We start from the raw sequence: 26,466 nt of genomic DNA, 5'->3' as shown, positions 1-26,466 counted from the left end.
GCGCAGGGCTTGCGGGCGGCGCGCGCAGCGCGCTTCGTCAACTGACTCGTCGCGCCTGTCTGAGCGCAGTGAGCGCAGCGAACGAAGCGAGTTGCGCGACGGCCCGCAAGCCCGAGCAGCACAGCGCAGTCGGCCCGCAGGGCCGACCGCCGCACCGGCGCGCCGCCGCACACCCGCCCACGGCTTTGCTTGCACCTGCCCTTCCATTCGCGCAAATATCAATCCATTCTGTCCACTACCGCCGGCCTACGAACCAACACCGTTTCACTCACCGCCGATCACACGAAACTCACGCGGAGCCATTGAGATGAGCCCGGTGATCGCCATCCTCGGTGCCGAAAGCACCGGCAAGACCACGCTGGCCTACGCGCTCGCGTTGGAGTTGCGCGCACTCGGCACCCGCGCCGTGGTGGTGCGGGAGTACCTGCGCGAGTTCTGCGATGCGCGCGGTTGCACACCGCAGCCGCATGAGCAGGCGGCCATCGCGGCCGAGCAATGGCGGCGCACCCTAGCCGCTGCTCAGGACGGAAGCACCGTGGTCGCCGACACCACGCCCTTGATGATCGCCCTGTACAGCCAGTTCCTCTTCGCCGACGAGAGCTTGCGCGGCGGGGCACTCGCTCTGCAGCGCCGCTGCACCCACACACTGCTGACCGGGCTCGACCTGCCCTGGCAGGCCGACGGCCTGCAGCGCGACGGCCCGCAGGTCCGCGAACCCGTCGACGCGCTCATCCGCGGCGCGCTGGCCGAAGCCGCAATCCCGCATTCGGTGATTTACGGCAGCGGGCCCGCGCGCACGGCCGCGGCGCTGGCCGCCGTGCGGCCGGTGCTCGGCCTGCCGAGCCCGACCGAAGCGATACCGGATTCGACGGCGGCGTCGCCACAAACCGGCCGCCGGCTCAGCCTTCGTTGTCGCGAATGCCTGGTGCCCGACTGCGAGCATCTCGCCCTCACCCCAAAAGCCTCGCAACGATGAACGATCCACGACACCTGTCCGCCGCCAAGGCTCGACTCGCTGCCGAGGGCGGTCCGACCGAGGCCCAAGCGCGAGAACCTGTGGCCGGTACGCGCCCGATCCGCAGCTTCGTGCTGCGCGCCGGCCGCATGGGCAGCGGCCAGGTGCGCGCGCTGGCCGAACTGGGCCCGCGCTTCGTGCTGCCGTTCTGGAGCACGCCACTCGATCCGGCCGCGGTGTTCGGCCGCAGCGCACCGCTGGTGATCGAGATCGGCTTCGGCATGGGCGACGCCACGGCGCAGATCGCGGCGGCGCGGCCGGACACCGACTTCATCGGCTGCGAGGTGCATGCGCCCGGCATCGGTGCGCTGCTGCAGCGCATCGACGAACGCGGCCTGACGAATCTGCGCATCGTTCAGCACGACGCGGTCGAAGTGCTGGAGCACATGCTCGTGCCGGCCTCGCTGGCCGGCATCCACATCTTCTTTCCCGACCCGTGGCACAAGAAGAAGCACCACAAGCGCCGCCTGATCCAGCCGGCGTTCGTCGCCGAGCTCGTGACCCGTCTGGCGCCCGGCGGCATGCTTCACTGCGCCACCGACTGGCAGCCCTATGCCGAGCAGATGCTCGCGGTGTTGGGCGCCGAGCCGGGCCTGGTGAACACCGCCGAAGCGTATGCGCCGAAGCCCGACTACCGGCCGTTGACGAAGTTCGAGCAGCGAGGCCTGCGGCTCGGCCACGGGGTGTGGGACCTCGTGTTTGCGCGACGCTGAGGGCGCCGAAAACGCCGCACGGTCACGCCGGCGGCGCTTTGCGCGCGGACAGCAGCGCGAGCAGCGCCTTCGCCGCAGGCTCGGAAGAAGCAGGGTTCTGGCCAGTGACCAGGAGGCCGTCGGTCAACACGTAAGGCTCCCAGTCGCCGGCCTTCGAGTAGCGGCCGCCTTGCTGCTCGAGCATGTCCTGAACCAGGAACGGCACCACCTCGCTCAGGCCGACCGCGGCCTCCTCGGAATTGGTGAAGCCGGTGACGCGCCGGCCCTCGACCAGCGGTTTGCCATCCTTCGCTTTCGCGTCGCGGAGCACGCCGGGCGCATGGCAGACTGCGGCGACCGGCTTGCCATCCAGGAGCATCGCCTCGATCAGCGCGATCGACTGCTGGTTCTCCGTGAGGTCCCACAAGGGGCCGTGGCCGCCGGGATAGAACAACGCATCGAAATCCAGCGCCTTCAGCGTTTCGAGGCGCACGGTATGAGCGAGCGCCTCCTGAGCTTGCGCATCCTTGGCGAAGCGGCGTGTCGCTTCGGTCTGCGCGTCGGGCTCGTCGCTCTTGGGGTCGAGCGGCGGCTGTCCGCCAAGGGGCGAGGCGACGGTGATGTCGGCGCCGGCGCCCTTGAACACGTAGTACGGCGCGGCGAACTCCTCGAGCCAGAAGCCGGTTTTCTTGCCGGTGTCGCCGAGCTGGTCGTGGGAGGTAAGGACCATCAGAATCTTCATTGTCTTGCTCCTGGTGCAGGTGAAGAAACGCAGGATGCAGCAATCGGACAGGCGCTGTGCGCGACCGGCCCATCCACCCCACGCCTCACAGCAGATCCTCGATGCGGATCGGCAGCGCGCGCACCCGCTTGCCGGTGGCGTGATAGACCGCACTCGAGATCGCTGCCGCCGTGCCCACGTTACCCAGCTCGCCCAGCCCCTTCACGCCCGCCGGGTTGACGAATGTATCGACCTCGGGCACCAGGATCACCTCGACCTCGGGCACGTCGGCATTCACCGGCACCAGGTATTCGGCGATGTCGGTGTTGACGTAGCGGGCATGGCGCGCATCGACCTCGGTTTCCTCGTGAAGCGCGGAGCCGATGCCCCAGATCAACCCGCCCATGAGCTGGCTGCGCGCGGTGCGCGGGTTCATGATGTGCCCGGCCGCGAAGGCGCCGACGATGCGCGGCACGCGGATCTCGCGCGTGCGCACGTTGATGCGCAGCTCCACGAACTCGGCGCCGAAGGCGAACATGAGTTTCTCGCCTTCGGTGCCACCCGTGATGCCGGCCGCGCCCTGGTAGAGCTTCTTCACGTCCTCGGCCGACTTGCCGGGCGGAAACCATTCGGCGTACTCCTCAAGCACGCCCGCGCCCGCCGCGTTGAAAACCACCGCCATCGATTCGCTGCGACCGTCGAGCGCCGCGACGCGACCGTCCTTGAGCACCATCTGCGCGACCGGCACGCCCGCCAAGGCTCCTTGCCGCGACGCCGCCGCGAAGAGCTTGTCGCGGATCGCCTCGCAGGCCTTCATGAGCACGGAGCAGGTGCTGGCCGTGACGTTGGAGCCCCCGGAGACAGGCGAAGCCGGCAGGCGGCTGTCGCCCATCTCGACCTGCACGGCGTCGAGCGGAATGCCCAGGGTGCGGGCGACCATCTGTCCCGCGATGGTGTAGGTGCCGGTGCCGACATCGTGCGCGGCGAGTTGCGCGCGCGCCTTGCCGTCGGCGTAGAACTGCACGCGCGCGGCGGCGGGTGCCACGTGGGTCGGGTAGGTGGCAGTGGCGCAGCCGTAGCCGATGAGCCAGTCCCCCTCACGCATGGAGCCGGGCTTCGGGTTGCGCTTGCTCCAGCCGAAGACGCGCGCCGCCTCGTCGTAACACTGCATGAGCGAGCGGCTGCTGTAGGGCTTGCCGCTGATCGGATCGACCATCGTGTCGTTGAGTCGGCGGAACTCGACCGGGTCCATGGCGAGTGCCACTGCCATCTCGTCCATTGCGGCTTCGAGCGCATAGATGTAGGGCACTTCCGGCGGCGAACGCATGAAGCCCGGCGTGTTGCGGTCGGCATGGACGATGCTCGCCTTCGTGGCGACGTTGCCGAAGGCGTACATCACGGCGCTGTTGATGTTGCCTGCGACGAAGTAGTTGTCGGGCCGCGAGGTGATCTCGCGCGCTTCGTGCAGGTAGGCCGTGAGCTTGCCGTCGCGCCCGGCGCCCAAACGCACGCGGTGGTCGGTCTCGGCACGGTAGGTCGCGACTGTGTAGCCCTGCTGGCGCGTCATGACCAGCTTGACCGGCCGGCCGATGCGCTTGGCGGCGAAAGCCACCAGAGCCGTGCGCGGCGTGACCGAGGCCTTGGCGCCGAACGCGCCGCCGACGTAGTGGCTGATCACGCGCACCTGTCCGGGATCGATGCCGAGCTGCTCGGCCACGCCGTTCTTCAGCGCATAGACGAACTGGCTCGGCTCGTGGATGGTGAGCTCGTCGCCCTCCCAGACACAGCTGGTCGTGAACAGCTCCATCGCGTTGTGGTGCTGGGTCGGCGTGTAGTACTCGGCATCGACCTTAACTGCGGCGGCGGCAAAGGCCGCCTCGGCGTTGCCGACCTGCGGGTCCTTGTGCCGCTTGGACACCTTGGCGATGGCCTCCGTCGTGGTGCCGGGCGAGGCGAAACTCGCGGTCGGCCGCTCGGCGGCATAGGCGATGTCGAGCTTGTGCGCGGCCTCGCGCGCGGCCTCGAAGGTCTCTGCCAGCACCATGGCAACAATCTGGCCGTCGTGCCAGATCCTGGGAGACGCCAGCGGCACGATGGTGGTCGAGGCACTGCCGCCGTCGCTGAACATCTTCGAGCCTTTGACCTGGCCGGCGTTCTCGTGCGTGAGGATGTCGATCACGCCCGGCACGGCGCGCGCCGCCCGCTGATCGATGCGTGAGATGCGGCCCTTGGCGATGGCGCTGGTCACGAGGTAGGCGTGCGCCACGTTGGGAAGCGCTTCGTCGGACGGATAGCGCGCGTCGCCGGTGACCTTGGCGCGCGCTTCGATGCGCCGCGCAGGCTGGCCCATGTTGGCCTTGGGTTCGGGAGCGGCGGCGAGAGTCATGGGATCACTTTCCAAGGAATGAATGCCCCCTCTCCCTCTCCGGAGACGGTTGGGGGTGAGGGCTGCGCGACCTTCGAACAGGTGGAAATTGGCAAGCGCCGGCCGGCCCTCACCCTGGCCCTCTCCCTGAGGGAGAGGGGACAAGGCGAATGCTCGGCGTACGGCACCCGCTACACCGGCATTTCTGCAGCTTCGAGCAGTGCACGCACCAGCGTGCGCTGGCCGAGCACGACCTTGTAGGCGTTGTGTTCGCGCGGCTGCGCGCCGGCGAAAGCGGCGGCGGCGGCGGCTGTGGCGCTGGTCTCGTCGAGCCGCTGGCCGGCCAGCGCCGCTTCCGCTTCGCGAGCCCGCCATGGCACGGTGGCCACCCCGCCGAGCGCGATGCGCGCCTCTCGGACAACGCCCTGCTGCAGGTCGAGCGCGACAGCCGCCGAGGTCAGCGCGAACTGGTAGGACTCGCGGTCGCGGATCTTCAGATAGTGCGAGCGCCGCGTCCAGGCACCGGCCGGTACCTCGATGGCGGTGATCAGCTCGCCGGGCGCGAGCACCGTCTCTATCTGCGGCGTGCTGCCGGGCGGACGGTGCAGCATGGCGAACGGCAGCTTGCGCATGCCGGCGGCACCGGCGATTTCGACTGTGGCGTCCAGCGCAATCAGCGCCTGCGCGAAATCGCCGGGATACGTGGCGATGCACTCGCCGCTGGTGCCCAGCACGGCATGCTGGCGGTTCATGCCGTCCATCGCCGCACAGCCCGAGCCCGGCTTGCGCTTGTTGCACGCCTGCCAGTGCGTGTCGCGGAAGTAGGCGCAGCGCGTGCGCTGCAGGAGGTTGCCGCCCAGGCTGGCCATGTTGCGCAACTGCGCGCTGGCGGCGAGCACCAGCGTCTCGGCGATCACGGGGTAATCGCGCAAGACCGCCGGGTGCTCGGCAGCCTGGGCCATGCTGACCAAGGCGCCGAAGCGGATGCCGCCGGGGCCGGCGGTGATGTCGCCACCGCCGGCAGCAGCCAGCGGGTTGATGTCGACCAGCGCCTGCGGGCGCATCACGTCGAGCTTCATCAGGTCGAGGATCGTGGTGCCGCCGGCCAGGAACTGCACCGGCGCCTCGGTCGCGGGAAGCGTCGCCGCGCCGCTAGCGGCCATTGCCGCCTGCGTCGCGGCCGTGGCGCTGTCGACGCGCTGGTAAGTGAAGGGCCGCATCACGCCCTCCGGATGCTGCCGCGTGCCTGCTCGATCGCGGCCACGATGTTCGGATACGCCGCGCAGCGGCACAGGTTGCCGCTCATGTACTCGCGGATCTCGGCGGCGTCGTCGGCATGGCCCTCAGCCACACAGGCCACCGCCGACATGATCTGCCCTGGCGTGCAGTACCCGCACTGGAAGGCGTCGTGGTCGATGAAGGCCTGTTGCATCGGATGCAGGCCGCCTCCGGTGCCTGCCAGGCCTTCGATGGTGGTGACCTTGCGCGCGCCCACCTGCGCGGCGAGCGTGAGGCACGACAGCACTCGTCGGCCATCGAGGTGGACGGTACAGGCGCCGCACTGACCCTGGTCGCAACCCTTCTTGGTGCCGGTCAGGCCGATGTGCTCGCGCAGGGTGTCGAGCAGCGTGGTGCGCACATCGACCGTCACGCGCTGCGGCCGGCCGTTGACATCCAGCGTGAAGTCCAGGCGCTGGGCGGGCGGCACCGTGGCCGGCTCGATCTGCATCGGCGGCGCTTCGGCCGTGGCCGCCCCGCGCTCGGTGCCCGTCGCGCAACCCGTGGCCAGCGGAATCGCGATCACGCCACCGAGCGTGGACGATGAAGAGAGGAAGGTGCGACGGGTAAGTCCGGCCATGAGGAGAATCCTTGCGCAGCCCGCGAGGCGCCGCGAGCTCGGTGGGTGAAAAGCGTAAACCGGCTCTCGGCAGATGACGTGCCTAGGACAGGTCTCGCAGGTCTCGCAGGTCTCGCAGGTCTCGCAGGTCTCGCAGGCCTCGCAGGCCTCGCAGGCCTCGCGGCTCGCAGGCGCAGAGGATGCGAAGGGTGCGAAGGCATGGAGGGGTCGCGGGCTGGCTCAGGGCGCCTCTTTCATGTGTCGGCTTGGTCCGTCGCAGTCGACGCTTGCCGCAAATTCGACAGGCACCTTGCCGCCATCCGCCCGATGCATCGGCGCCCCCGACGTGGCGGGCGCCTTACTCGTGCCGCAGCGCCTCGATGGGCAGGAGCGCAGCGGCGCGCCGGGCCGGGTAGAAGCCGAAGAACACACCCACCGCGGCCGAAAAGCCCACCGCGAGCACGATGGCGCTCGCGCTCATCACGACCTGCCAACCGGCGAAGGCGGCTATGGCAGCGGTCACGGCGGCGCCGAGCAGCACGCCGATCGCGCCGCCGGCCAGCGACAGGCTCACCGCCTCGATCAGGAACTGCGCCAGGATGTCGCGGCTCCTCGCTCCCACGGCCCGGCGCAGGCCGATCTCGCGGGTGCGCTCGGTCACGCTGACCAGCATGATGTTCATGATGCCGATGCCGCCGACCAGCAGGCTCACGCCGGCCACCGCTGCGAGCAGGAGTGCGAGCACGCGGCTGGTCGCTTCCTGCGTCTGCATCAGCTCGGTGAGGTTGCGCAGGGCGAAGTCGTCGTCATCGTCGGGCTGCAAGCGGTGGCGCTGGCGCAGCAGCGTGCGGATGCCCTCTTCGGCTGCCTGCATGCTCATGCCCTCGTGCACCTTCACGCTCACGGAGCCCACCCGCTTGAGCCGCCCGCTGGCGTGGCCCTGCACGCGGTTGCGGTAGGTCGAGATCGGCACCATCACCACGTCGTCCTGGTCCTGACCCCAGGAGTTCTGTCCCTTGGGGGCGAGCACGCCGATCACCGTGAGCGGCACCTGCCGCACGCGGATCACCTGGTCGATCGGATCGGTGCTGCCGAACAGCTCCTGCGCCACCGTATGGCCGATTACCGCCACCTTGCCGGAGCCGGCCAGCTCGCCGGGCCCGAACACGCGGCCGCCGGCGATCTGCCATTCGCGGGCCAGCAGGTAGTCGGACGTGGTGCCCAGCACGTAGGTCGACCAGTTCGTGTTGCCGGCGACGATCTGCTGTGCGCTGCGCAGGTTGGGCGCGGCGTACTGCACCTCGAACACCTCGCTGGCGATCGCTTCGGCGTCTTCCTCGGTCAGCGCATGGCCGGTCTGCGCACCCAGGCGCACGCCGCGGGCGTTCTGTGCGCCGGGTACCACCATCAGCGCGTTCGAGCCCAGACTCCTGATCTGCTCGGCGATGCGCTGCTGCGCGCCGTTGCCGATGGCCAGCGTGGTGATCACGGCAGCCACGCCGATCATGACGCCGAGCATGGTCAGCATGCTGCGCATCGGGTTGGCGGTGAGGGCGCGCCAGGCCGAGCGAAGGGCCGCAAGGGTGTTCATGATGGTGAAACGCGAGTGCTGCGCACACGTTGAAAGCCGGACCGGCTGTCCTGCCGCACGTCCTCCACCACCCGCCCGTCGCAAAACACGATCCGCCTTCGCGCCCAGGCGGCGATATCGGCCTCGTGCGTCACCAGGATCACCGTGATGCCGCTCTCGTTCAAGCCCGCGAGCAGCCGCATCACCTCGTCCGAGGTGGCGCTGTCGAGCGCGCCTGTCGGCTCGTCGGCCAGGATCAGTTGCGGCCGGTTCACCAACGCCCGGGCGATCGCCACGCGTTGCTGCTGGCCGCCCGACAGCTCGGCGGGCGTGTGGCCGGCGCGCTCCTGCAGACCCACTTCGCGCAGGCAGTCCAGCGCGCGCGCGTGGCGCTGCCGTGCGGGAACGCCGGCATACACCAGCGGCAGCTCGACGTTCTCGCGCGCCGAGGTGCGCGGTAGCAGGTTGAACTGCTGGAACACGAAGCCGATGCGGCGGTTGCGGATGGCGGCCAGCGCATCGCCCGACAGGCCATCGACCGCCTCGCCGTCCAGACGCAGACTGCCGCTCGTCGGTCGGTCCAGGCAGCCGAGCAGATTCATCAGCGTGCTCTTGCCCGACCCCGAAGCGCCCATGATCGCGACGAACTCGCCGGCGTCGATGTCGAGCGACACGCCGCACAGCGCGTGAACCTCGCCGGCGGCGCTGCCGCTGCGGTAGGTCTTGGTCAAGTCGCGCGCCTCGATGAGCGCCATGTGCCCGCCTGGCCCTGTCCGGCTCAGAACGGCCCGCGCCGGCCGCGCCGCGCCGCGGCCGTGCCGCCCGGATCCTGCATGCCGACGATGACCTGCTGCCCCGGCACCAAGCCGCCGGCCAGCACCTCGGTCATGCGGCCGTCGCCGATGCCCAGCCGCAGAGCGACGGCTCGCGGCTTTCCATCGGAGCCGATCACGTACACCCGTCCGGTGGTGTCGCGCTCGGTGGGCCCTGCATACGAAGGAGCGCCGGGCCGCGCACCGGCCGCCGTCGAAGGCGCACTCCCCGCGCCGCGCTTGATGGCGGCCACGTCGCGCGGAGCGTCGGGCACCGGCGGCGCAGCATGCGGCGCCCGGCCGGACGCCTCGGCCACGTCCGGCAGCCGCACGCGCAGCGCCGCGTTCGGGAGCTTGACGACGTTCTCACGCCGCTCGGTGACGATGCGCACGTTGGCGGTCAGGCCCGGCAGCAGTTGCGCCGCACTCTGGCGAAAGCTCACCACCACCGTGTAGGTGATCACGTTCTGCGTGTTCAGCGCCGCCTTGCGCACCGCCGCGACCACGCCTTCGTATTCGCGGCCGGGAAACGCGTCCACCGTGAAGTTCACCGGCTGGCCGGCGCGCACGCGGCCGATGTCAGCCTCGTCGATGGACGCCTCGACCTGCATGTCGGCGAGGTTGCGGGCAATGATGAAGAGCTCGGGCGCCTGCAGGCTGGCGGCCACCGTCTGGCCCAGATCCACGCTGCGTTTGATCACCACGCCGTTCACCGGCGAGCGGATCTCCGTGCGGTCCAGGTCCACCTGCGCCTGCGCCAGCGCCGCCTCGCGCTGGCGCACCGCGGCTTGCGCGCTGACGGCCTGCGCGCGGCTCACCTCGAGCTGCGCGGCGACCGCCTTGAGCTGCTCGGCCAGGGTGCCGGCGAGATTACGCGTGGTCTCGAACTCGGCTTCGGAAATGAACTGGCGGTCGAGCAGCTCCTGCTTGCGCCCGAGGTCGCGCGCCGCGTTGTCGGCATCGAGCTTCGCCCGCGAAAGCGCCGCCTGCGCCGCGGCCACGCCGGCCTGCGCCTGCAGCACCTGCGCGCGCGCGGCCTCCACGTCGGCCTGGGCCTGGCGCACGCGGTAGCGAAAGCTCTCCGGGTCGATGCGGGCGATCGGCTGGCCCTTCTTCACCTCGGTGTTGAAGTCGGCGAAAAGCGCCTGGATCTGGCCCGACACCTGGCTGCCCACGCTGACCTGCGCCACGGGATTGAGGGTGCCGGTGGCCGCCACCGCCGCCTCGATCGGGCCTTGCTCCACGGGCGCGGTGCGGTAGCTCATCGCCTGGTCCTCATCGCGAAGCGCCCACCACGCGGCAGCGCCGGCGGCGGCGATTGCGAGCGATCCGGCCAGGATCCATGCGGTGCGTGCCATCGTGCTGGATTCTAGGTAGCGGTGGCGGCGGCAGCTGGGCCGAAGCCTTGAGCCGGCCCTCGGAACCGGGGCATCCACCGCGCGGTCTTCATCCATCTTTACTCGCGCTTTCCCGCTGCTGCACACGCGCTGTGCCGCGGCGCGGCGAGCTTTGCCGCCGCACTCGGGCTTTTGCGGCTTACATTGACCCGCACCCTCGAGCGCACTACATTTACTGACTCATTGGTCATTAGCAGTAACCATGTCCCGACCCGCGCCTCTTGCCCCATGCCCGATGGCGATCACGCCGCTAGCGCGCCAGCGCCGCAAGGAGGCGCGCCCGCAGGAGCTGCTCGATGCGGCGCTCGAGCTCTTCGTCGAGAAGGGTTTCGCGGCCACCCGGGCCGAAGAGGTGGCCGCGCGCGCCGGCGTCTCCAAGGGCACGCTCTATCTGTATTACCCCAGCAAGGAAGACCTGCTCAAGGCGGTGATCCGCAACAATATCTCGCGCGAGATCGCCGAGGGTGAAGACATCGTGCGCGGCTTCGAGGGCCCGACCACCGAGCTGCTGCCCTATCTGATGTCGGAGTGGTGGCGCCGCATCGGCGAGACCAAGGCCTCCGGCATCGCCAAACTCATCGTTTCGGAAGTGCGCAACTTTCCGGACATCGCGCAGTTCTACCGGCAGGAGGTCATCGAGCCGGCCGAGCGCATGCTTGCGGGCGTACTCCAGCGCGGCATCGACCGCGGCGAGTTCCGGCCGCTGCCGGTGCATGAGGTGGTTCACAACCTGATGGCGCCCGTGCTGTTCATGATGTTGCGCAAGCACTCCATCGGCGCGTGCGCCGGGCTCGAGTGCCCGCACGCGCCGCAGCGGCTGATCGAGGTGCAGATGGACATGGTGCTGGGCGGCCTGGTGCCGCGCGAGCCTGTCGTGGCGCCTCCCCCCCGCAAGGCCAACGGCAAAAAACGATGACGCGGCGCTTTCGCTGGGTGCTGATCGCGCTGGCGCTGCTGCTGTTCGGCGCCGCGCTCGGCCGCGCTTTGCTCGCGCGCAAGGCTGAAGAGGCGCCGGCCTCGCGGCCCCCCGTCGCGCTGGAACTCGGCCCCGCCGACGTGACGGTCGCCCGCCAGCGCGAACTGGTCCGCCAGCTCGACATCACCGGCGAATTGCGCGCCGTCAATTCGGCCGTCGTCAAGGCCAGAGTGGCGGCCGAGGTGCAAGAGCTCGGTGTGCGCGAGGGCGACCCCGTCGAGGCCGGCCAGGTGCTCGGCCGGCTTGACGCGAGCGAATACCGGCTCAGACTGCGCCAAGCCGAGCAGCAGGCCGCCCAGGCCCGCGCCCAGCTCGACATCGCGGAGCGCGCACTGAGCAGCAACCGCAGCCTGGTCGAGCAGGGTTTCATTTCCAGGAACGCGCTCGACACCTCGGTCTCCAACGCCGCCGCAGCGCGTGCAGCGCTGCAGGCCGCGCGCGCAGCGGCCGACCTGAGCCGCAAGGCCGAGTCCGACACCGTCCTGCGCGCACCGATCGCCGGCTTCGTGGCGCAGCGCCTGGTACAGCCGGGCGAGCGCGTGCCGGTGGATGCACGGCTGATCGAGATCGTCGATCTGTCGCGGCTGGAGATCGAGGCGGCGGTCGCTCCCGAGGAAGTGGGCCGCGTGCGCGTCGGCGCGGTGGCCGAGTTGCGGGTCGATGGCATCACCGCGCCGGTGAGGGCTCGCGTGGCGCGCATCAACCCCGCGGCGCAGGCCGGCACGCGCTCGGTGCTGGTCTACCTGGACGTGGAGCTGCAGCCCGGTCTGCGACAGGGCCTGTTCGCCAGCGGACGCATCGCGGTCGAGCGCAAGGCGGCGCTGTCGATTCCCGAGGATGCCGTGCGCATCGACCAGGCGCGGCCGCGGGTGCTCGAAGTGACGGACGGCCTCGTCGTCGTGCGTCTCGTGAACCTGGGCCTGCGCGGCACGGCCACCGACAGCGGTGAGCCGCTGGTGGAAGTGACGGAAGGCATCGACGCAGGTAGCACGCTGCTGCGGGCCAGCGTCGGCGAAGTGCGCGAAGGCACTGCCGTGCGCCTGGGCAGCGGCGCCGATGTGGCCGGCCGCAAGAGCGCAGCACCGGTGGCGCTATCGGCCGCCTCCGAGGCCGGGCGCTGAAGTGAAGCGACCGACTGTTCGCGGCGCGTTGCGGACGTTCAACGCGCGTTGCTGTTGCCTTGCGGATGTTGTGCGGGAGCAAAGCCGCGGGCGGGCGGCGGGCTTCGCTTCAGTGCGGCGGTCGGCCCGTTGGGCCGACTTCGCTGTGCTGCTCGGGCTCGTGGCTGCGTCGCAGAACTCGCTTCGTTCGCTGCGCTCACTGCGCTCAGACAGCTGCGACGAGTCAGATCACGAAGCGCGCTGCGCGCTCAGCCACGAGCCCTGCGCTGCTCGCCGCCGCACAGGCGCTGCGCCCGCCGCCCGCCCGCGGCTTTGCCAAACAGCGCTCGCTCTCTATGGAGAGGGGAATGGAGCAAGGCAGGCTTCGAGCCTGCCTTGCTCCGGCGCTTCGCGGGCTCGATGCCCGCGAAGTGCCTTCTTTCTATTAAGAGGGAGCGCACCTCTTGCAAAGCCGTGGGCGGGTGTGCGGCGGCGCGCCTGTGCGGCGGCGAGCAGCGCAGGGTTTGCGGGCGGCGCGCGCAGCGCGCTTCGTCAACTGACTCGTCGCGCCTGTCTGAGCGCAGCGAACGCAGTGAGCGAAGCGAGTTGCGCGACGGCCCGCAAGCCCGAGCAGCACAGCGCAGTCGGCCCGCAGGGCCGACCGCCGCACCGGCGCGCCGCCGCACGCCCGCCCACGGCTTTGCTCCCCCCGAACACCAGCATGGCCGCCAGAAAAACGTCCGCAACGGGCCGATTCCCAATCCTCTCCCACAAGCGGGAGAGGGAGCCTCTCCGCAATTACCGGAGCAGCGGCCGCTCGATGTGAGCGGAACACGCACCGCCATGTGGTTCACCCGCCTTTCGATCGGCAACCCGGTCATGGCCACGATGGTCATGCTGGCCTTCGTGGTGTTGGGCCTGTTCAGCTACCAACGCCTCGCCGTCGATCAGCTTCCCGACATCGACTTTCCGACCGTGGTGGTGCAGATCGAGTATCCCGGCGCCTCGCCCGAGATCGTCGAGAGCGAGGTCACCAAGAAGATCGAGGAGGCGGTCAACACCGTCGCCGGCATCAACGCGCTGCATTCGCGCTCCTACGAAGGCAGCGCAATCGTCATCGTCGAGTTCAACCTCGACATCGACGGCCGCCAGGCGGCGGAAGACGTGCGCGAGAAGGTCGCGCTGATCCGCCCGCTCCTGCGCGACGAGGTCGAGGAACCCCGCATCGCCCGCTTCGACCCGGCCAGCCAGCCGATCTTCAACGTCGCGGTGCTGTCGGACAACGGCCGCCACAGCACGCAGGAGCTCACCACCTGGGCGACGCAAGTGCTGCAAAAGCGCCTGGAGAACGTACGCGGCGTGGGCGGCGTGTCGGTGATCGGCGGGCGCGAGCGGGAGATCAACGTTTACTTGAAGCCCGCCGCGCTCGAGACCTACGGCATCAGCGTCGCGCAGGTGCTCGCCGCCGTGAAGAGCGAGAACCAGGAGCTGCCGCTCGGTGCCATCCGCTCGCGCGAGCAGGAGCGCGTGGTGCAGATCAACGCGAGGCTGAAGACGCCGCAGGACTTTCGCGACATCGTCGTCGCGCGCCGGGCCGCGCTGCCCGGTGCGGGCGGCGGGGAGGCGGGCGGCGCGCCGATCCGGCTGTGGCAGCTCGCCGACGTGGTCGATGGCCCGCAGGAGCTGGAGACGCTGGCGCTCTACAACGGCCAGCGCACGGTGCTGCTGTCGGTGCAGAAGTCGCAGGGCGAGAACACCATCGCCGTGGTCGACGGCCTGAAGGCCGCGCTGGCAGGTGCTGCGGACGTGACGCCGCCGGGCGTGCGCACGGAGATCAACCGCGACAACTCGCGCTCCATCCGAACCTCGGTGGCCAACGTCAAGCGCACGCTGATCGAAGGTGCGCTGCTCACGATCGGCATCGTCTTCCTGTTCCTCAATTCCTGGCGCTCGACCGTCATCACGGGTCTCACCTTGCCGATCGCGCTGATCGGCAGCTTCGGCGTCATGCACGCCTTCGGCTTCACCATCAACACCATCACCATGATGGCGCTGAGCCTGTGCGTGGGCCTGCTGATCGACGACGCCATCGTCGTGCGCGAGAACATCGTGCGCCACGTGCAGATGGGCAAGGGCGCTCGCCAGGCGGCGCTCGACGGCACGCAGGAGATCGGCCTGGCGGTGCTCGCCACCACGCTGTCGATCGTGGCGGTGTTCCTGCCGATCGGCTTCATGGGCGGCATCGTCGGCAAGTTCTTTCACGAGTTCGGCATCACCATCGTGGCCGCCGTGCTGATCTCGATGTTCGTGAGCTTCACGCTGGACCCGATGCTTTCCAGCGTGTGGCACGACCCGCAGGCCGAGCGGCAGCCGGGGGCGCACCGCGACAAGCCGGTGACCCTTTACGACCGCACGCTGGGCCGTGTCACCGGTCAGTTCGAACTCTTCACCGACTGGCTGGGCGATCGCTACCAGTCGATCCTGCGCTGGTCGCTGGTTCACAAGCTGGCCACGCTCGCCATCGCGCTGGGCACCTTCCTTGCGAGCTTTTTCATCGTGCCGCTGCTCGGCGCCGAGTTCGTGCCCAAGGCCGACTTCTCGGAGACGCAGATCAACTTCCACACCCCCGTCGGTTCCTCGCTCGAGCTGACCGAGCAGCGCGCCCGCCAGGTCGACGCGGTGCTACGCGAACTGCCCGAGGTACAGCACACCGTCACCACCATCAACAGCGGCCAGGCGCTGGGCGCGATCTACGGCTCGGTCTATGTGCGGCTGGTCGATCGGGCGCAGCGCGAACGGGGCGTGGACGAGATCGGCACCGTGCTGCGCGAGCGGCTCGCGAGCATTCCGGGCATCACGGTCACCAACCTCGGGGTCACCGACATGGGTGGGGGCAAGAGCCTGCAGTTCTCGATCCAGGGCGATGATCTGGGCGAGCTGGAACGGCTCTCGCAGCTCATCCTGGCGCGGCTGCGCCACATTCCCGGCCTCGTCGATCTGGACACCACGCTCAAGCCGAACAAGCCCACCGTGGCCATCGAGGTGAAGCGCGACGCTGCGGCCGATGCCGGCCTCAACGTCGATTCGCTGGCCGCCAGCTTGCGGACCTTGGTGGCCGGCACGACGGTCGGCAACTGGCGCGCCCCCGACGGCGAGAACTACGACGTCAACGTGCGCCTCGCGCCCGAGAGCCGCACGCAGCTTGCCGACATTTCCCGGCTGCCGCTCGCAGTGAGCGCGTCATCGGACGGCTCGCCGCGCATCGTGCGGCTCGCGCAGGTGGCCGACGTGCGGCCCTCCACCGGGCCCAACCAGATCAACCGCCGCGACCTCAACCGCGAGATCAACATCGACGCGAACGCCTTCGGTCTCAGCGCGGGTGATGTTTCGGCCGACATCCGCCGCGTGCTCGAGACCACGCCCTTCCCACCCGGCTACCGCTACAGCTTCGGCGGCTCGACCAAGAACATGAACGAGTCCTTCAGCTACGCGATCGGCGCGCTGGGGCTGGCGGTGGTGTTCATCTACATGATCCTGGCCAGCCAGTTCAGGAGCTTCCTGCAGCCGCTGGCGCTGATGAGCTCGCTGCCGCTCACCCTCATCGGCGTGGTGCTGGCGCTGTTGACCTTCGGCTCCACGCTCAACATGTTCAGCATCATCGGCATCGTCATGCTGATGGGACTGGTGACCAAGAACGCGATCCTGCTGATCGACTTCGCCATCCGCTCGCGCAAGGGCTCGCCCGGCGAGACGCCCATGAACCGCGAAGATGCCTTGCTGCATGCCGCCCGCGTGCGCCTGCGTCCGATCCTCATGACGACGCTGGCGATGATCTTCGGCATGCTGCCGCTGGCCCTGGCCATCACCGAAGGCTCGGAGCAGCGCGCCCCGATGGGCCAAGCCGTGATCGGCGGCGTGATCACGTCCTCGCTGCTCACGCTGGTGGTCGTTCCCGTGATCTATTGCTACCTCGACGATCTGGCCGCCTGGGCGCGGCGACGCTGGCGCGGCTCGGCCCGAGGGCCCGAAATAGAATCCATCGCCCCATGAAAACTGCCGAGAACCCTCACCTTGCGCACCCTGCCCCCAAGCCCACTTCGTTCGCTGCGTCCATGAACGTCGAACAAGCCCGCTTCAACATGATCGAGCAGCAGATCCGCCCCTGGGACGTGCTCGATGCGTCGGTGCTGTCGCTGCTGGCGATCGTCAAGCGCGAAGACTTCGTGCTGGAAGAACACCGCGCGCTGGCCTTCATGGACATGGAGCTTCCGCTGCCCGAAGGCCAGCAGATGCTCGCCCCGAAACTCGAAGCGCGGCTGCTGCAGGAGCTCGCCGTGCGCAAGCACGAGCGTGCGCTGGAGATCGGTGCCGGCTCCGGCCACATGGCCGCCCTGTTGGCGCATCAGGCCCGGGAGGTGCTCAGCCTCGAAATCCGCCCGGCGCTCGCGCAACTTGCCGCACACAACCTGGAACGCGCCGGCGTGCGCAACGCCGAGGTGCGCACGGCCGACGGCGCGCTGGGCCTGCACGGCGAGGCACCGTTCGACGTGGTCCTGCTGTCGGGCTCGGTCGCCGCCGTGCCGCAGTCGCTGCTGATGCGGCTGGCGCCAGGCGGCCGGCTCGCCGCCATCGTCGGCCAGCAGCCGATCATGCGGGCGGTGCTCTACACACGCAGCGCGGCGGCGGGCTTTCATTCGGTCGAACTCTTCGACACCGTGGCGCCGCGGCTCGACGGCTTTCCCGAACCCTCGAAGTTCGCTTTTTGAACACGCGCACGGCCGGCGCGCCGCGCGGTGCCACCGCTAAAGATTCAGCAAAGGAAAGCTTCATGTCCCAGTGCCCCGTCGTGTCACGCCGCAAGCCCTTGAGTCGTCGGCCCGCGGCGCCGCGCAGGGGGCTGCTTGCGCTTGCCGCAAGCCTGCTCGTGGCCTGCGGCAGCCTGCAGGCGCAAAGCCTCGCGCAGCTCTACGAAGCGGCACGCGGCTACGACGCCACCTACCTGGCCGCGCGGGCGCAGGCCGACTCGGCTCAGTACAGGTACGAACAGGTCAAGGCACTGAACCGGCCCAGCGTCAATCTCTCGGCCAGCGCCACGCGCAGCGAGACCGACGTGCCCGTGATCGGCCGCAGCTCGGGCAACGACGGCAGCGCGCAGATCTCGGCCCTGCAGCCGCTTTTCAACCGCACCAACGACGCCGTCATCGACCAGGCCGAGCGGGTGTTCGTCGCCTCGATGTCCGAACTGGAGGCCGCGGAACAAGAGCTGATCCTGCGTGTGACCCAGGCCTACTTCGACGTGCTGGCCGCGCAGGACGCGCTGGAAACCACGCGCGCCAACAAGACCGCCATTGCCGAACAGCTTGCCTCCGCCAAGCGCAATTTCGAAGTCGGCACCGCCACCATCACCGACACCCGCGAGGCGCAGGCGCGCTTCGACCTGGCAGTAGCGCAGGAGATCGTGGCCGAGAACACCCTGCGCAACACGCGCATCGCGCTGGACCAGCTGTTCGGCCGCGCCGACATCGAGCCGCGCCCGCTGCAGGTGCCGGTGCAGTTGACGACGCTCGAGCCGCGTCCACTCGAGCAATGGGTGGCCGAGGCCGAGGATTCGCCGGCCGTGCGCCAGGCACGCCTGGCCTACGACGTGGCGCAACTCGAAACGGAGCGCGCGCGCGCCGGCCATCTGCCCACGGTCGACCTGATCGGCGGCGTGAGCAGCAACCGCACCACGGCGCGGCGCACGACCACGCTGGCGGGCACCACCACCCAGGCCCAGATCGGCTTGCAGCTCAACTTGCCGCTCTTCGCCGGCTATTCGATCCAGAACCGCGTCAAGGAAACGCTCGCGCTCGAGGAGAGTTCGCTCAACCAGCTACAGGCAACCCGCCGAAGCGTGGACCAGGCGACTCGACAGGCCTTTTTCGCGGTGCAATCGGGCGAGGCAACCGTGCGCGCACTCGAAGCCGCCGAGGCCTCCAATCAGCTCGCCCTGGAGGCCACGCAACTCGGCTACAAGGTCGGCGTGCGCGTCAACCTCGACGTTCTCAACGCCCAGACCCAGCTCTTCACCACCCGGCGCGACCTGCAGCGCGCGCGCTACGACGCCATCGTCAACAGCTTGCGGCTGCGGCAGGCGGCGGGCGTGCTGGACGAGCAAGACGTGGCGGGCGTGAACCGGCTGCTGATGCCTTGAGCGGCCGGAGGGGGTGAATGCCGGCGTGCTGGAGGATGCACCGAAGGAGGTGCATCGCATTCCGTCCGACGTTGTCGATGCGGAGTGGCGCTGCAAGCCGCCTGAGTTCAATAGTGGTATCGCAATTGCGCGAGGAGCAGCGCATCACCTTCGATCCTGTAAACCATGCGGTGTTCTTCGGTGATGCGCCGTGACCAGAAACCCGACAGCGCGTGCTTCAGCGGCTCGGGTTTTCCGACGCCCGTGAATGGCTCGCGCTGCGTCTCGCGTATCAGCTTGTTGATCCGCTCGACCATCCGTCTGTCCTGCTTTTGCCAGTAGAGGTAGTCGTCCCACGCTTCATCGGCAAAGACGAGCTTCACTCGGCCAATTTCCGCTCGACGCCCTTGCCGGCGTTCAATTGGCCGGCGGCAGCGAGCAGGCGCTTCGCGTTGGTCGGGTTGCGCAAGAGGTACGCCGTCTCTTCGAGGGCCTTGAAGTCTTCGAGAGACAGCATGACGACAGACTGTTCACCGTTTCGAGTGATGATCAGCGTCTCATGGTCGTTGCAGACCCGGTCCATCGTGCTGGCGAGGTTTGCGCGTGCTGCCGAGTAGGTGATCGCGTCCATGTCGTCACTCCGATTTTGTACGTTTTATTGTACAACCGACTCCACCTCGATATAGCGACCCTTCGGCCACTCACATCGAGAAGCGCCCTTCGTCCAGCGCCCGCTTGGCAGTCAGGAACGTCGCCGCGTTCCAGCTCTGCCCCGCCATGCCCATCGGCGCCAGCGTCTGGCCATGGAACCACTCGGTGTAGCGCCAGTCGTCCAGGCTGTTGACGTGGGCCAGCTTGGCAAGTTCGGCGGCCGCCGTTTCGTGTTTGCCCAGCAGCGCCAGCGCCATCGTCCAGAAGCCGCCGATGAAGGGCCAGATGCCGCCGTTGTGGTACTGGTGCGGATGATTCTGCTTGTGGCGGCCCATGTAGGCGCGCCACAGCGGATGCTCCGGCGTGATCGGGTTGGTCACGGCGCGCGCCGGGTAGGGATGGGTCGCCTGCGCGGTCTGCAGCGTCTTGACGATCTCCTGCGCCATCGAATCGCCGGCCAAGCCGTAGAGCACGGCCAGCACGTTGCCGAACACGTCGCCCTCGTCGCCGCAGAAGGATAGGTTCACGAAGCTCAGGTACAGGCCGGGATTACGCTGGCCGCGGCGCGCGTAGTGGCTCATGAGCCGGCCGCGGCGGTACTCGGGCAGGTCGCGGCGAAAGGGGTTGAAGAGCTGGTTGAAGTGGTAGTGCGTCTCTTCCAGAGCCGGCACTTCGTAGAGCAGCTTGACGCGGTACCACAGCGCATTGGTGTAGAGCACGAAACCCGAGCGCGGCATGATGTCGGCCCAGTCGCTGGCCTCGTTCTGCTGCAGCAGGAGGAAGCGCTGGTGCTCCTGGGCGAGCAGCCAGTTGAGAGCCCGGTCGATGTTGGGCTGCCAGCGCGCGGCCATGCCGGGCAGCTTGCCGTTGCGGCGCACGTGGTCCACCGCGATGAGCCACCACAAGGTGGCGTCGATGCAGCCGAGGTACCAGAAATCGGCGTCCTGGCCTTGCGGGTCGACGTACTTCGGAATCTGCCCGTTGCCGGCCTGCATGGCGCCAGCGAATCCAGGCTTGCCACAGCGCCGTGTTCGAACGCGTCGACGCCGCTGCCGGCCATGGCCAGCACGCAGATCGCGGCGTCGCGGCCGAACACGCGGGTGTAGCTGCGCGCCTCGGCGGCGTCGGTCCGGCTGGCCGCGAGGATGCCCTGCGGCGCCAGGTTGCGCTCCAGCAGCAGCAGCGACTGCACGCCACAGCGCTCGACGAGCCCCTCGGTTCGCCCGCTCGCAGCCACGGCCGCTCGAGGGTCCTTGCCATCGGCCGGCGCCAGGTCGGCCACTGCCGGCGGCTGGGTTTCATCAGGGCACTCGAGCATCTTTTTCCTTGCATCGGCGTCGGGCCGGGGCCAGTGTAGGAAACGCGCGCCGTCCTGCGACATCGAGGCGATGCGCTCGCGTGACCCCCGTCACGGCTTCGTGCACGCAGCGAGGCGAGTCACTGCGGCGCAGCGCGGGTCGCTGTAGCTGCGCGCGTCGGCGGGCTTTGCCGTTTCGAGCCGCATCGAGCCCGACGAAAAGGCCCCTTCGACGACGGACCGACGTTTCCTGTGCTGCCGACGAGGGCGCCGCGCCCTGCCCGCCGCGCCTTCGTGCGCAGTTCTAGACTGAACCACATGAGCGGAACGCCTCGGCCATGATCACGCGACGCACTCTCCTGGCCGGTGGCGCGGGAAGCTCGCTGTGCGCAGGCGCGCAGGCCGGCGATGCCTTGACCGCGGAGCGCGAGCGCCTGGTTGCCGAGGTCGAGCGCGACCTGACCGACATCGGCTCGCTGACGGGCCGCCCCACACTCGACCCGCGCGTTCTCGACGCCTTGCGCAAGGTGCCCCGCCACCGCTTCATGCCGGTGTCCGTGGCGCACCGTGCCCATGAGAACCGGGCGCTGCCGATCGGCCATGACCAGACCATCTCGCAGCCCTCGGTCGTCGCGCTCATGACCGACCTGCTCGACACCCGCCCCGGCGATCGCGTGCTCGAGATCGGCACCGGCTCGGGTTACCAGGCCGCCGTGCTGGCTGAACTGGTCGAGCGCGTGTACACGATCGAGATCGTGCGGCCGCTCGGCGAGCGCGCCGCCGTGCTGTTGAAGGCGCTGGGCTACGACAACATCGAAACGCGCATCGGCGACGGCTACCGCGGTTGGCCCGAGGCGGCGCCCTTCGACGCGATCATCGTCACCGCCGCGCCCGAGCAAATGCCGCAGCCGCTGATCGACCAGCTGGCGCGCGGTGGGCAGCTGATTGCCCCGGTCGGCTCGCAGGCAGACGGGCAGGAACTCCTGCTGATGCGCAAGGGAGGCGACGGCCAGACCGTGACCCGCAACGTGCTGGCGGTGCGGTTCGTGCCATTGACGCGCGAGCGGTGAAACGCCCGCTCCGGCCGGCGCGGTGAACTGCGAGCCGAGCCGGCCGGCGCCGGCTCAGCGTTCCAGCCGAGCCCGCACTTCCTCGCCCAGCGCCAGGCAGGCCGTCAGGCCGGGCGACTCGATGCCGAACAGGTTGACGAGGCCGCCGATGCCGTGCTCGCCGGGCCCGTCGATGCGGAAGTCCTGCGCCGGCTCACCCGGCCTTTGCAGCTTGGGCCGCACGCCGGTGTAGGCCGGCTGCAGAGCCCCGGCCGGCAGGGCCGGCCAGTAGCGGCGAATCTCGGTCTCGAAACCCGCGGCGCGCCTTGCGTCGACGCGATAGTCGAGCCCGCCTTCGGCATCGGCCTCGACCCATTCGACATCCGGTCCGAAGCGCACCTGCCCCGCCAGGTCGAGCGTGAGGTGCACGCCCAGGCCGGCGGCTTGCGGCAGCGGATAGATCAGCCGCGAGAACGGCGGCCGGCCGGCCAGGCTGAAGTAGTGGCCCTTGGCGAAGCGCCCGACCGGCCGGCCGGCCGGCGCGAGGCCTTCGATGCGGCCCGCCAGCGCTGGTGCGAACAGCCCGGCCGCATTGACGACGATGCGCGCGGCGATCTCCATGTCGCCCGCCTGCACGACATGCGGCGCACCGGCGACGATGCTGCTTACCGTGGTGCCCAGCGCGACCACGCCGCCGGCGCGCTCAAGATCACCCTGGAGCGAAAGCATCAGCGCGTGGCTGTCGACGATGCCAGTGGAAGGCGACAGCAATGCAGCGACGCACTCCAGCTGCGGCTCGAGCGCCATTGCCTGTGCGCGGTTCAGAGGCTGCAGATCCTGCACGCCGTTGGCACGGCCCTGGCGCTCCAACGCCAACAGCGGCGCGCATTGAGCCTGGGCAGTGGCGACGATCAGCTTGCCGCAGCGCCGATGACCGACGCCGCGCTCGGCGCAGTAGTCGTAGAGCGCATGACGGCCCGCCACGCACAGGCGAGCCTTGAGCGAGCCGCTCGGGTAGTAAAGGCCGGCGTGAATCACCTCGCTGTTGCGCGAGCTGATGCCGGTGCCAATGGCGCGTTCGCGCTCGAGCACCAGTGTCTCCAAACCGCCCCGCGCAAGCGTTCGCGCCACGGCCAGGCCCACCACCCCCGCGCCGACCACGATGACATCCACTTGTTCCATGCGGCGGTATTTTGGGGGCGGCGCAATTGGCACACGGTTTGCTCACTCGGTGTTCCAAGCCCCGGGCAATCAACCGCCCGTCTGTGTCTCCCCCTCCCTCCCTCCGCTTGAGGCGGGTCGGGTCCGGGGCTTTTTTTTCCGGTCCGCCGGAATGCACCGTGCCAGTGGCACCTCGGCGCACGCATACTGAGTTCAACGAATTCAGCGGGACGTTCATGCCGGAAATCGAGCCTCTCGCTGCGTCGATCGTCCGCACGGAAACCCTGGGCGGCTTCACCATGCGCGCCAGCGTTTGCTTCCTCTACGACGTGCAGGTCTGGGAGCCGCACATCACCATCGACCATCCTGACAGCGCCGTGCAGCCGTTCACCGTGCCTTGCGGCCCCGAGTGCTATCGCAAAAGCAGCGACGCCGCGGTGCAGGTCGGCTGGGCGACGGCCCGCCAGTGGCTGGACGGCGGGCGCATTCCCTGGAAACTGCGGACGCACTGAGCTTCGAGCGCAGGCGGCTCGACGCCAAACCTGCCGCGCCCTGTAAGTTTTGCTGCACGGCCTTCGGTTCTCCAGACGGATGCTCTGCCGTCAAAAAACCGATTGACGGCTCCCTGGCGCGAGCGAGGGGCATGCCGCTTGCCGAACCTGTTTCCAGCCGGCGCCCTGCGCTGCGCCAACCAGGAGCCTCAACATGCCTTCGCTCAACCCCGCGACCTCCGCAGCGCGAGAAACCGCAGACGAATCCTCCGACGCACTCGAGCTCCTCAGCGCCGACCACGACCGCGTTCAGCGCCTGTTCGAAAACTACACCGAGCTCGTCACCGCCGAAGCCGACGATGCCGACAAGCAGTACGTGGTCGAGGAGATCTGCCTGCTGCTCACCGTGCACGCCCACATCGAGGACGAGTTCTTCTACCCAGCCGCTCGCCGCGTGCTCGACGACGAAGACGTGATCGACGAGGCGCAGATCGAACACGACAGCGTGCGCGACCTGATCGACGAACTGCTGACGATGAAGCCCTTCGACGAGCTGTTCGACGACCGCGTCCGGCTGCTCGAGGAATCCGTCAGCCAGCACGTCGAAGAAGAAGAAAACGAGATCTTCCCCCGGTTGCGCGAAGCCGGCGTAGACCTCGAGAGCCTCGGCGAGCAGATGTCGGCGCGCCGCGAAGACCTCATGGCCGAACTGGCCAACGGCTCCGGCGATTTGCTGGACGACGATTGAGCGGCGCGGGCAAACGCTCGCTGACCGACAAAGGCCACACGATGACCAAGACCGCCCACCCCGAAACCGACACGAGCGGCGTCGCCGAAAAGCAGCGCCGCATCCAGAGCGAGCAAGACAGCAAGGACGCCGCCAAGTCCAAGGACAAAGGCCAGAAAGGCAAGCAGGCCAAGCCCGCCGTTCAGGCCGGCGCGCGCGAGCAGCCCCGCGAGATGCCGGCGCAGCACCTGGCCAAGCCCGGGCTGGAGGCCGACCTCGAACTCGAGCCGCGCTTCATGGCGCCCGACTACGAAGGCAGCCACAAGCTGCAGGACCGCGTGACGCTGATCACCGGCGGGGATTCCGGCATCGGCCGTGCGGTCGCGGTGCTGTATGCGCGCGAGGGCGCCGACGTGGCCATCGTCTACCTCGACGAACACGAAGACGCACAAAAGACCGCGCGCTGCGTCGAGGCCGAAGGCCGGCGCTGCCTCCTGATCCCCGGCGACGTGAAGGACGCGGGTTTCTGCAGGCAGGCCGTGCAGCAAACCGTGGACGAGTTCGGCCAGCTCGACGTGCTGGTCAACAACGCCGCCTTCCAGGAACACGCCGAATCGCTGGAAGACATTACAGAAGAGCGCTTCGACGAAACGCTGCGCACGAACGTCTACGGCTACTTTCACATGGCCAAGGCCGCGCTGCCACACCTGAAGCAAGGCGCTTCGATCATCAACACCGGCTCGGTGACCGGCCTGGAAGGCAGCGCGCGGCTGCTCGACTACTCGACCACCAAGGGCGCCATCCACGCCTTCACCAAGGCGCTGGCGTCCAACCTGCTGGAAAAGGGAATCCGCGTCAACGCGGTTGCGCCGGGGCCGGTGTGGACGCCGCTGAACCCGGCCGATTCGCCGGCCGAGAAGGTCAAGGACTTCGGCAAGAAGACCGACATGAAGCGCGCGGCGCAGCCCGAAGAACTGTCGCCGGCGTATGTGTTCCTGGCGGCACCGTCCTGCTCGGGCTACATCACCGGCATCGTGCTGCCGGTGACGGGCAGCGTCGGGGCGATCTGAGCGCAACAAGGAATGGCGCTTGCTCATTGCGGGCAACCGGCTTGCGGCCGCGCCGGAAGAACAATGCGTTGCCCACGCCGCGCCTCACCCAAGGACACCACGATGTTGCCTTCACGACTTTTCTGCGCCACTGTCGCCACGCTGCTTTTCGCATCGGGCGCCGCCGCCCAAAAACCAGCCACGGCCGAAGCCATGCTCAAGAGCTCCGACGGCACGCCGGCGGGCACCGTGCGCTTCGCCGACACGCCCAAGGGCCTGGAGATCGGTGTCGAGGCGAAGGGCCTCGAGCCCGGCCAGCACGGCATGCACATCCACCAGAACCCCGACTGCGCGCCGGGTCCGGACAGCGCTACGGGCAAGGTGGTGCCCTTCGGCGCTGCGGGCGGTCACTTCGATCCGATGGACGCGAAGAAACACGGCCGGCCGGGCGACGGAAAGACGTCGCATGCCGGCGACCTGCCGATGCTGAAGGCCGGCTCGGACGGGACGGGCAAGCTGACGCACACAACGCGCGGGCTCAGCGTCACGCCCGGTAAGACCTCGGTCGTCGGGCGCAGCTTCGTGATCCACGAGAAAGCCGACGACTACAAGACCGATCCTTCGGGCAACTCCGGCGGCCGTGTGCTGTGCGGCCTGATCGAGGCGGCCAAGCCGACGGGCGTGGCGGGGCGCTGACAGGGCGGACCCGCGCTGATCCACGAGCTACGCCGCTCTTTGCAGCCGGGCGAAGTACTCCGACTTACCGGTCTTGTAGAGCTGGTACCAAGCCTCCAGCGCCTCGTCTTCGTAGAGGCCCAACTCCACGAAGATCTCGCGCGCAAACTCGAGCGGCGCCATGCCGCCGGCCGTGATGAGGCCGCGCTCGCGCACCGCCGCGTCGTCGCGGTAATGCTCGGCGCCGGCGTAGCCGGTGCCCTTCAGGAAGGCCGCGGCATTGTTGCTCGTATGGGCGCAGGCGTCTAGCCGGCCGGCGCGTGCGAGGCCGGCGGTGGCGCCGCAGATGGCGGCGATCGGCACGCCGGCGTCCAGGAAGGCTTCGGCCTTGTCAATCGCGGGCCGGTGCGCGTTCTCGTCTTCCCAGCCCGGCCCACCGGGCAGGATGAGCAGGCGGCTGTCGGCCGGCTGCAGTTCGCTCAGGGCCAGATCGGGTAGCACGGCCACGCCGCCCATCGAGCGTATTGAGCGCCCTGCCCGTTCGCCGATCGTGCGCACGCGCCAGCGGCCCGGCTCGCGCTGGAACTGCGGGTTGTGGATGGCGGCGATGGCGAAGGCCGGCTCCCAGTCGGCATAGCCGTTGAAGACGTAGAGATGCACGGTGTCGGACATGGCGGCTCGGTGAAGGCGGATGCCTTGATCGGGCATC

Annotated in this window: 23 protein-coding genes and 1 pseudogene; 12 read left to right on the top strand and 12 right to left on the bottom strand. The window is 68.9% G+C overall.

What is annotated here, in order from left to right; translation table 11 throughout:
- Positions 1–307 precede the first annotated feature (307 nt).
- Positions 308–976: an ATP-binding protein gene (locus tag H0W40_RS02300; RefSeq protein WP_292442766.1), complete on the top strand. Its 669-nt coding sequence runs from the start codon at positions 308–310 to the stop codon at positions 974–976.
- Positions 977–1,104: 128 nt separating this feature from the next.
- A complete protein-coding gene (gene trmB, locus H0W40_RS02295; protein WP_292442775.1) occupies positions 1,105–1,728 on the top strand; it encodes a tRNA (guanosine(46)-N7)-methyltransferase TrmB in 624 nt (207 codons plus the stop codon).
- Between the two features lie 22 nt (positions 1,729–1,750).
- On the opposite strand, the gene H0W40_RS02290 is transcribed toward trmB, so the two are convergent.
- From H0W40_RS02290 to H0W40_RS02260, 7 genes are all read right to left on the bottom strand, one after another.
- Positions 1,751–2,449 carry a type 1 glutamine amidotransferase domain-containing protein gene (locus H0W40_RS02290; RefSeq protein ID WP_292442764.1) on the bottom strand — a complete coding sequence of 233 codons (699 nt, stop codon included), beginning with the start codon at positions 2,447–2,449 and terminating at the stop codon, positions 1,751–1,753.
- Positions 2,450–2,534: 85 nt separating this feature from the next.
- A complete protein-coding gene (locus tag H0W40_RS02285) occupies positions 2,535–4,814 on the bottom strand; it encodes a xanthine dehydrogenase family protein molybdopterin-binding subunit (protein ID WP_292442761.1) in 2,280 nt (759 codons plus the stop codon).
- A gap of 170 nt (positions 4,815–4,984) precedes the next feature.
- Entirely contained in the window at positions 4,985–6,013 is a 1,029-nt protein-coding gene (locus tag H0W40_RS02280) for a xanthine dehydrogenase family protein subunit M (protein ID WP_292442759.1), read from the bottom strand.
- A complete protein-coding gene (locus tag H0W40_RS02275; protein ID WP_292442772.1) occupies positions 6,013–6,522 on the bottom strand; it encodes a (2Fe-2S)-binding protein in 510 nt (169 codons plus the stop codon). The genes H0W40_RS02280 and H0W40_RS02275 overlap by 1 nt, the downstream gene beginning before the upstream one ends.
- Before the next feature lie 466 nt (positions 6,523–6,988).
- A complete protein-coding gene (locus H0W40_RS02270) occupies positions 6,989–8,221 on the bottom strand; it encodes an ABC transporter permease (RefSeq protein WP_292442756.1) in 1,233 nt (410 codons plus the stop codon).
- Complete coding sequence (locus H0W40_RS02265) at positions 8,218–8,955, bottom strand: ABC transporter ATP-binding protein (protein WP_292442752.1); 738 nt, start codon at positions 8,953–8,955, stop codon at positions 8,218–8,220. The genes H0W40_RS02270 and H0W40_RS02265 overlap by 4 nt, the downstream gene beginning before the upstream one ends.
- 23 nt (positions 8,956–8,978) lie before the next feature.
- The gene (locus tag H0W40_RS02260) at positions 8,979–10,370 is read right to left on the bottom strand and encodes an HlyD family efflux transporter periplasmic adaptor subunit (RefSeq protein ID WP_292442749.1); all 1,392 of its coding nucleotides are present in this window, start codon (positions 10,368–10,370) and stop codon (positions 8,979–8,981) included.
- A gap of 274 nt (positions 10,371–10,644) precedes the next feature.
- Between H0W40_RS02260 and H0W40_RS02255 the strand changes: the two genes are divergently transcribed.
- From H0W40_RS02255 to H0W40_RS02235, 5 genes are all read left to right on the top strand, one after another.
- On the top strand, positions 10,645–11,325 hold the full coding sequence (locus H0W40_RS02255) for a TetR/AcrR family transcriptional regulator (RefSeq protein ID WP_292442746.1): 681 nt from the start codon (positions 10,645–10,647) through the stop codon (positions 11,323–11,325).
- Entirely contained in the window at positions 11,322–12,506 is a 1,185-nt protein-coding gene (locus tag H0W40_RS02250; protein WP_292442743.1) for an efflux RND transporter periplasmic adaptor subunit, read from the top strand. The genes H0W40_RS02255 and H0W40_RS02250 overlap by 4 nt, the downstream gene beginning before the upstream one ends.
- An 822-nt stretch (positions 12,507–13,328) precedes the next feature.
- Entirely contained in the window at positions 13,329–16,535 is a 3,207-nt protein-coding gene (locus H0W40_RS02245; RefSeq protein ID WP_292442740.1) for an efflux RND transporter permease subunit, read from the top strand.
- 62 nt (positions 16,536–16,597) lie between these two features.
- Positions 16,598–17,251: a protein-L-isoaspartate O-methyltransferase gene (locus H0W40_RS02240; RefSeq protein ID WP_292442737.1), complete on the top strand. Its 654-nt coding sequence runs from the start codon at positions 16,598–16,600 to the stop codon at positions 17,249–17,251.
- A gap of 62 nt (positions 17,252–17,313) precedes the next feature.
- The gene (locus H0W40_RS02235) at positions 17,314–18,678 is read left to right on the top strand and encodes a TolC family outer membrane protein (protein WP_292442732.1); all 1,365 of its coding nucleotides are present in this window, start codon (positions 17,314–17,316) and stop codon (positions 18,676–18,678) included.
- 107 nt (positions 18,679–18,785) lie between these two features.
- On the opposite strand, the gene H0W40_RS02230 is transcribed toward H0W40_RS02235, so the two are convergent.
- The 3 genes and pseudogenes from H0W40_RS02230 to H0W40_RS02220 all read right to left on the bottom strand — a co-directional run bounded on the left by H0W40_RS02230 (position 18,786) and on the right by H0W40_RS02220 (position 20,545).
- Complete coding sequence (locus tag H0W40_RS02230; protein ID WP_367153716.1) at positions 18,786–19,040, bottom strand: Txe/YoeB family addiction module toxin; 255 nt, start codon at positions 19,038–19,040, stop codon at positions 18,786–18,788.
- Entirely contained in the window at positions 19,037–19,288 is a 252-nt protein-coding gene (locus H0W40_RS02225) for a type II toxin-antitoxin system Phd/YefM family antitoxin (RefSeq protein WP_292442729.1), read from the bottom strand. The genes H0W40_RS02230 and H0W40_RS02225 overlap by 4 nt, the downstream gene beginning before the upstream one ends.
- A gap of 70 nt (positions 19,289–19,358) precedes the next feature.
- A pseudogene (locus H0W40_RS02220) lies at positions 19,359–20,545 on the bottom strand (amylo-alpha-1,6-glucosidase).
- A 398-nt stretch (positions 20,546–20,943) separates the two neighbouring features.
- Here H0W40_RS02220 and H0W40_RS02215 point away from each other — a divergent pair.
- Positions 20,944–21,675: a protein-L-isoaspartate(D-aspartate) O-methyltransferase gene (locus H0W40_RS02215; protein ID WP_292442726.1), complete on the top strand. Its 732-nt coding sequence runs from the start codon at positions 20,944–20,946 to the stop codon at positions 21,673–21,675.
- Between the two features lie 54 nt (positions 21,676–21,729).
- On the opposite strand, the gene H0W40_RS02210 is transcribed toward H0W40_RS02215, so the two are convergent.
- Positions 21,730–22,836 carry an NAD(P)/FAD-dependent oxidoreductase gene (locus tag H0W40_RS02210; protein ID WP_292442722.1) on the bottom strand — a complete coding sequence of 369 codons (1,107 nt, stop codon included), beginning with the start codon at positions 22,834–22,836 and terminating at the stop codon, positions 21,730–21,732.
- 215 nt (positions 22,837–23,051) lie between these two features.
- On the opposite strand from H0W40_RS02210, the gene H0W40_RS02205 reads away from it, so the two are divergent.
- The 4 genes from H0W40_RS02205 to H0W40_RS02190 all read left to right on the top strand — a co-directional run bounded on the left by H0W40_RS02205 (position 23,052) and on the right by H0W40_RS02190 (position 25,778).
- Positions 23,052–23,327, top strand: a complete 276-nt coding sequence (locus H0W40_RS02205; protein WP_292442719.1) for a hypothetical protein — start codon at positions 23,052–23,054, stop codon at positions 23,325–23,327.
- A gap of 193 nt (positions 23,328–23,520) precedes the next feature.
- Positions 23,521–24,054, top strand: coding sequence for a hemerythrin domain-containing protein (locus H0W40_RS02200; protein ID WP_292442716.1), 534 nt, complete (start codon positions 23,521–23,523; stop codon positions 24,052–24,054).
- A gap of 41 nt (positions 24,055–24,095) precedes the next feature.
- A complete protein-coding gene (locus tag H0W40_RS02195; RefSeq protein ID WP_292442713.1) occupies positions 24,096–25,103 on the top strand; it encodes an SDR family oxidoreductase in 1,008 nt (335 codons plus the stop codon).
- Between the two features lie 102 nt (positions 25,104–25,205).
- Positions 25,206–25,778, top strand: a complete 573-nt coding sequence (locus tag H0W40_RS02190) for a superoxide dismutase family protein (RefSeq protein ID WP_292442710.1) — start codon at positions 25,206–25,208, stop codon at positions 25,776–25,778.
- Positions 25,779–25,805: 27 nt separating this feature from the next.
- Here the strand turns inward: H0W40_RS02190 and H0W40_RS02185 are convergent, their stop codons facing one another.
- Positions 25,806–26,429, bottom strand: a complete 624-nt coding sequence (locus H0W40_RS02185; protein WP_292442708.1) for a DJ-1/PfpI family protein — start codon at positions 26,427–26,429, stop codon at positions 25,806–25,808.
- Positions 26,430–26,466: the final 37 nt, after the last annotated feature.

The sequence above is a fragment of the Methylibium sp. genome, from assembly GCF_013817345.1.
Taxonomy (GTDB): domain Bacteria; phylum Pseudomonadota; class Gammaproteobacteria; order Burkholderiales; family Burkholderiaceae_C; genus Methylibium.
Note: the sequence above shows the minus strand (reverse complement) of the source record. Positions and strands in the feature narration are given on the sequence as shown.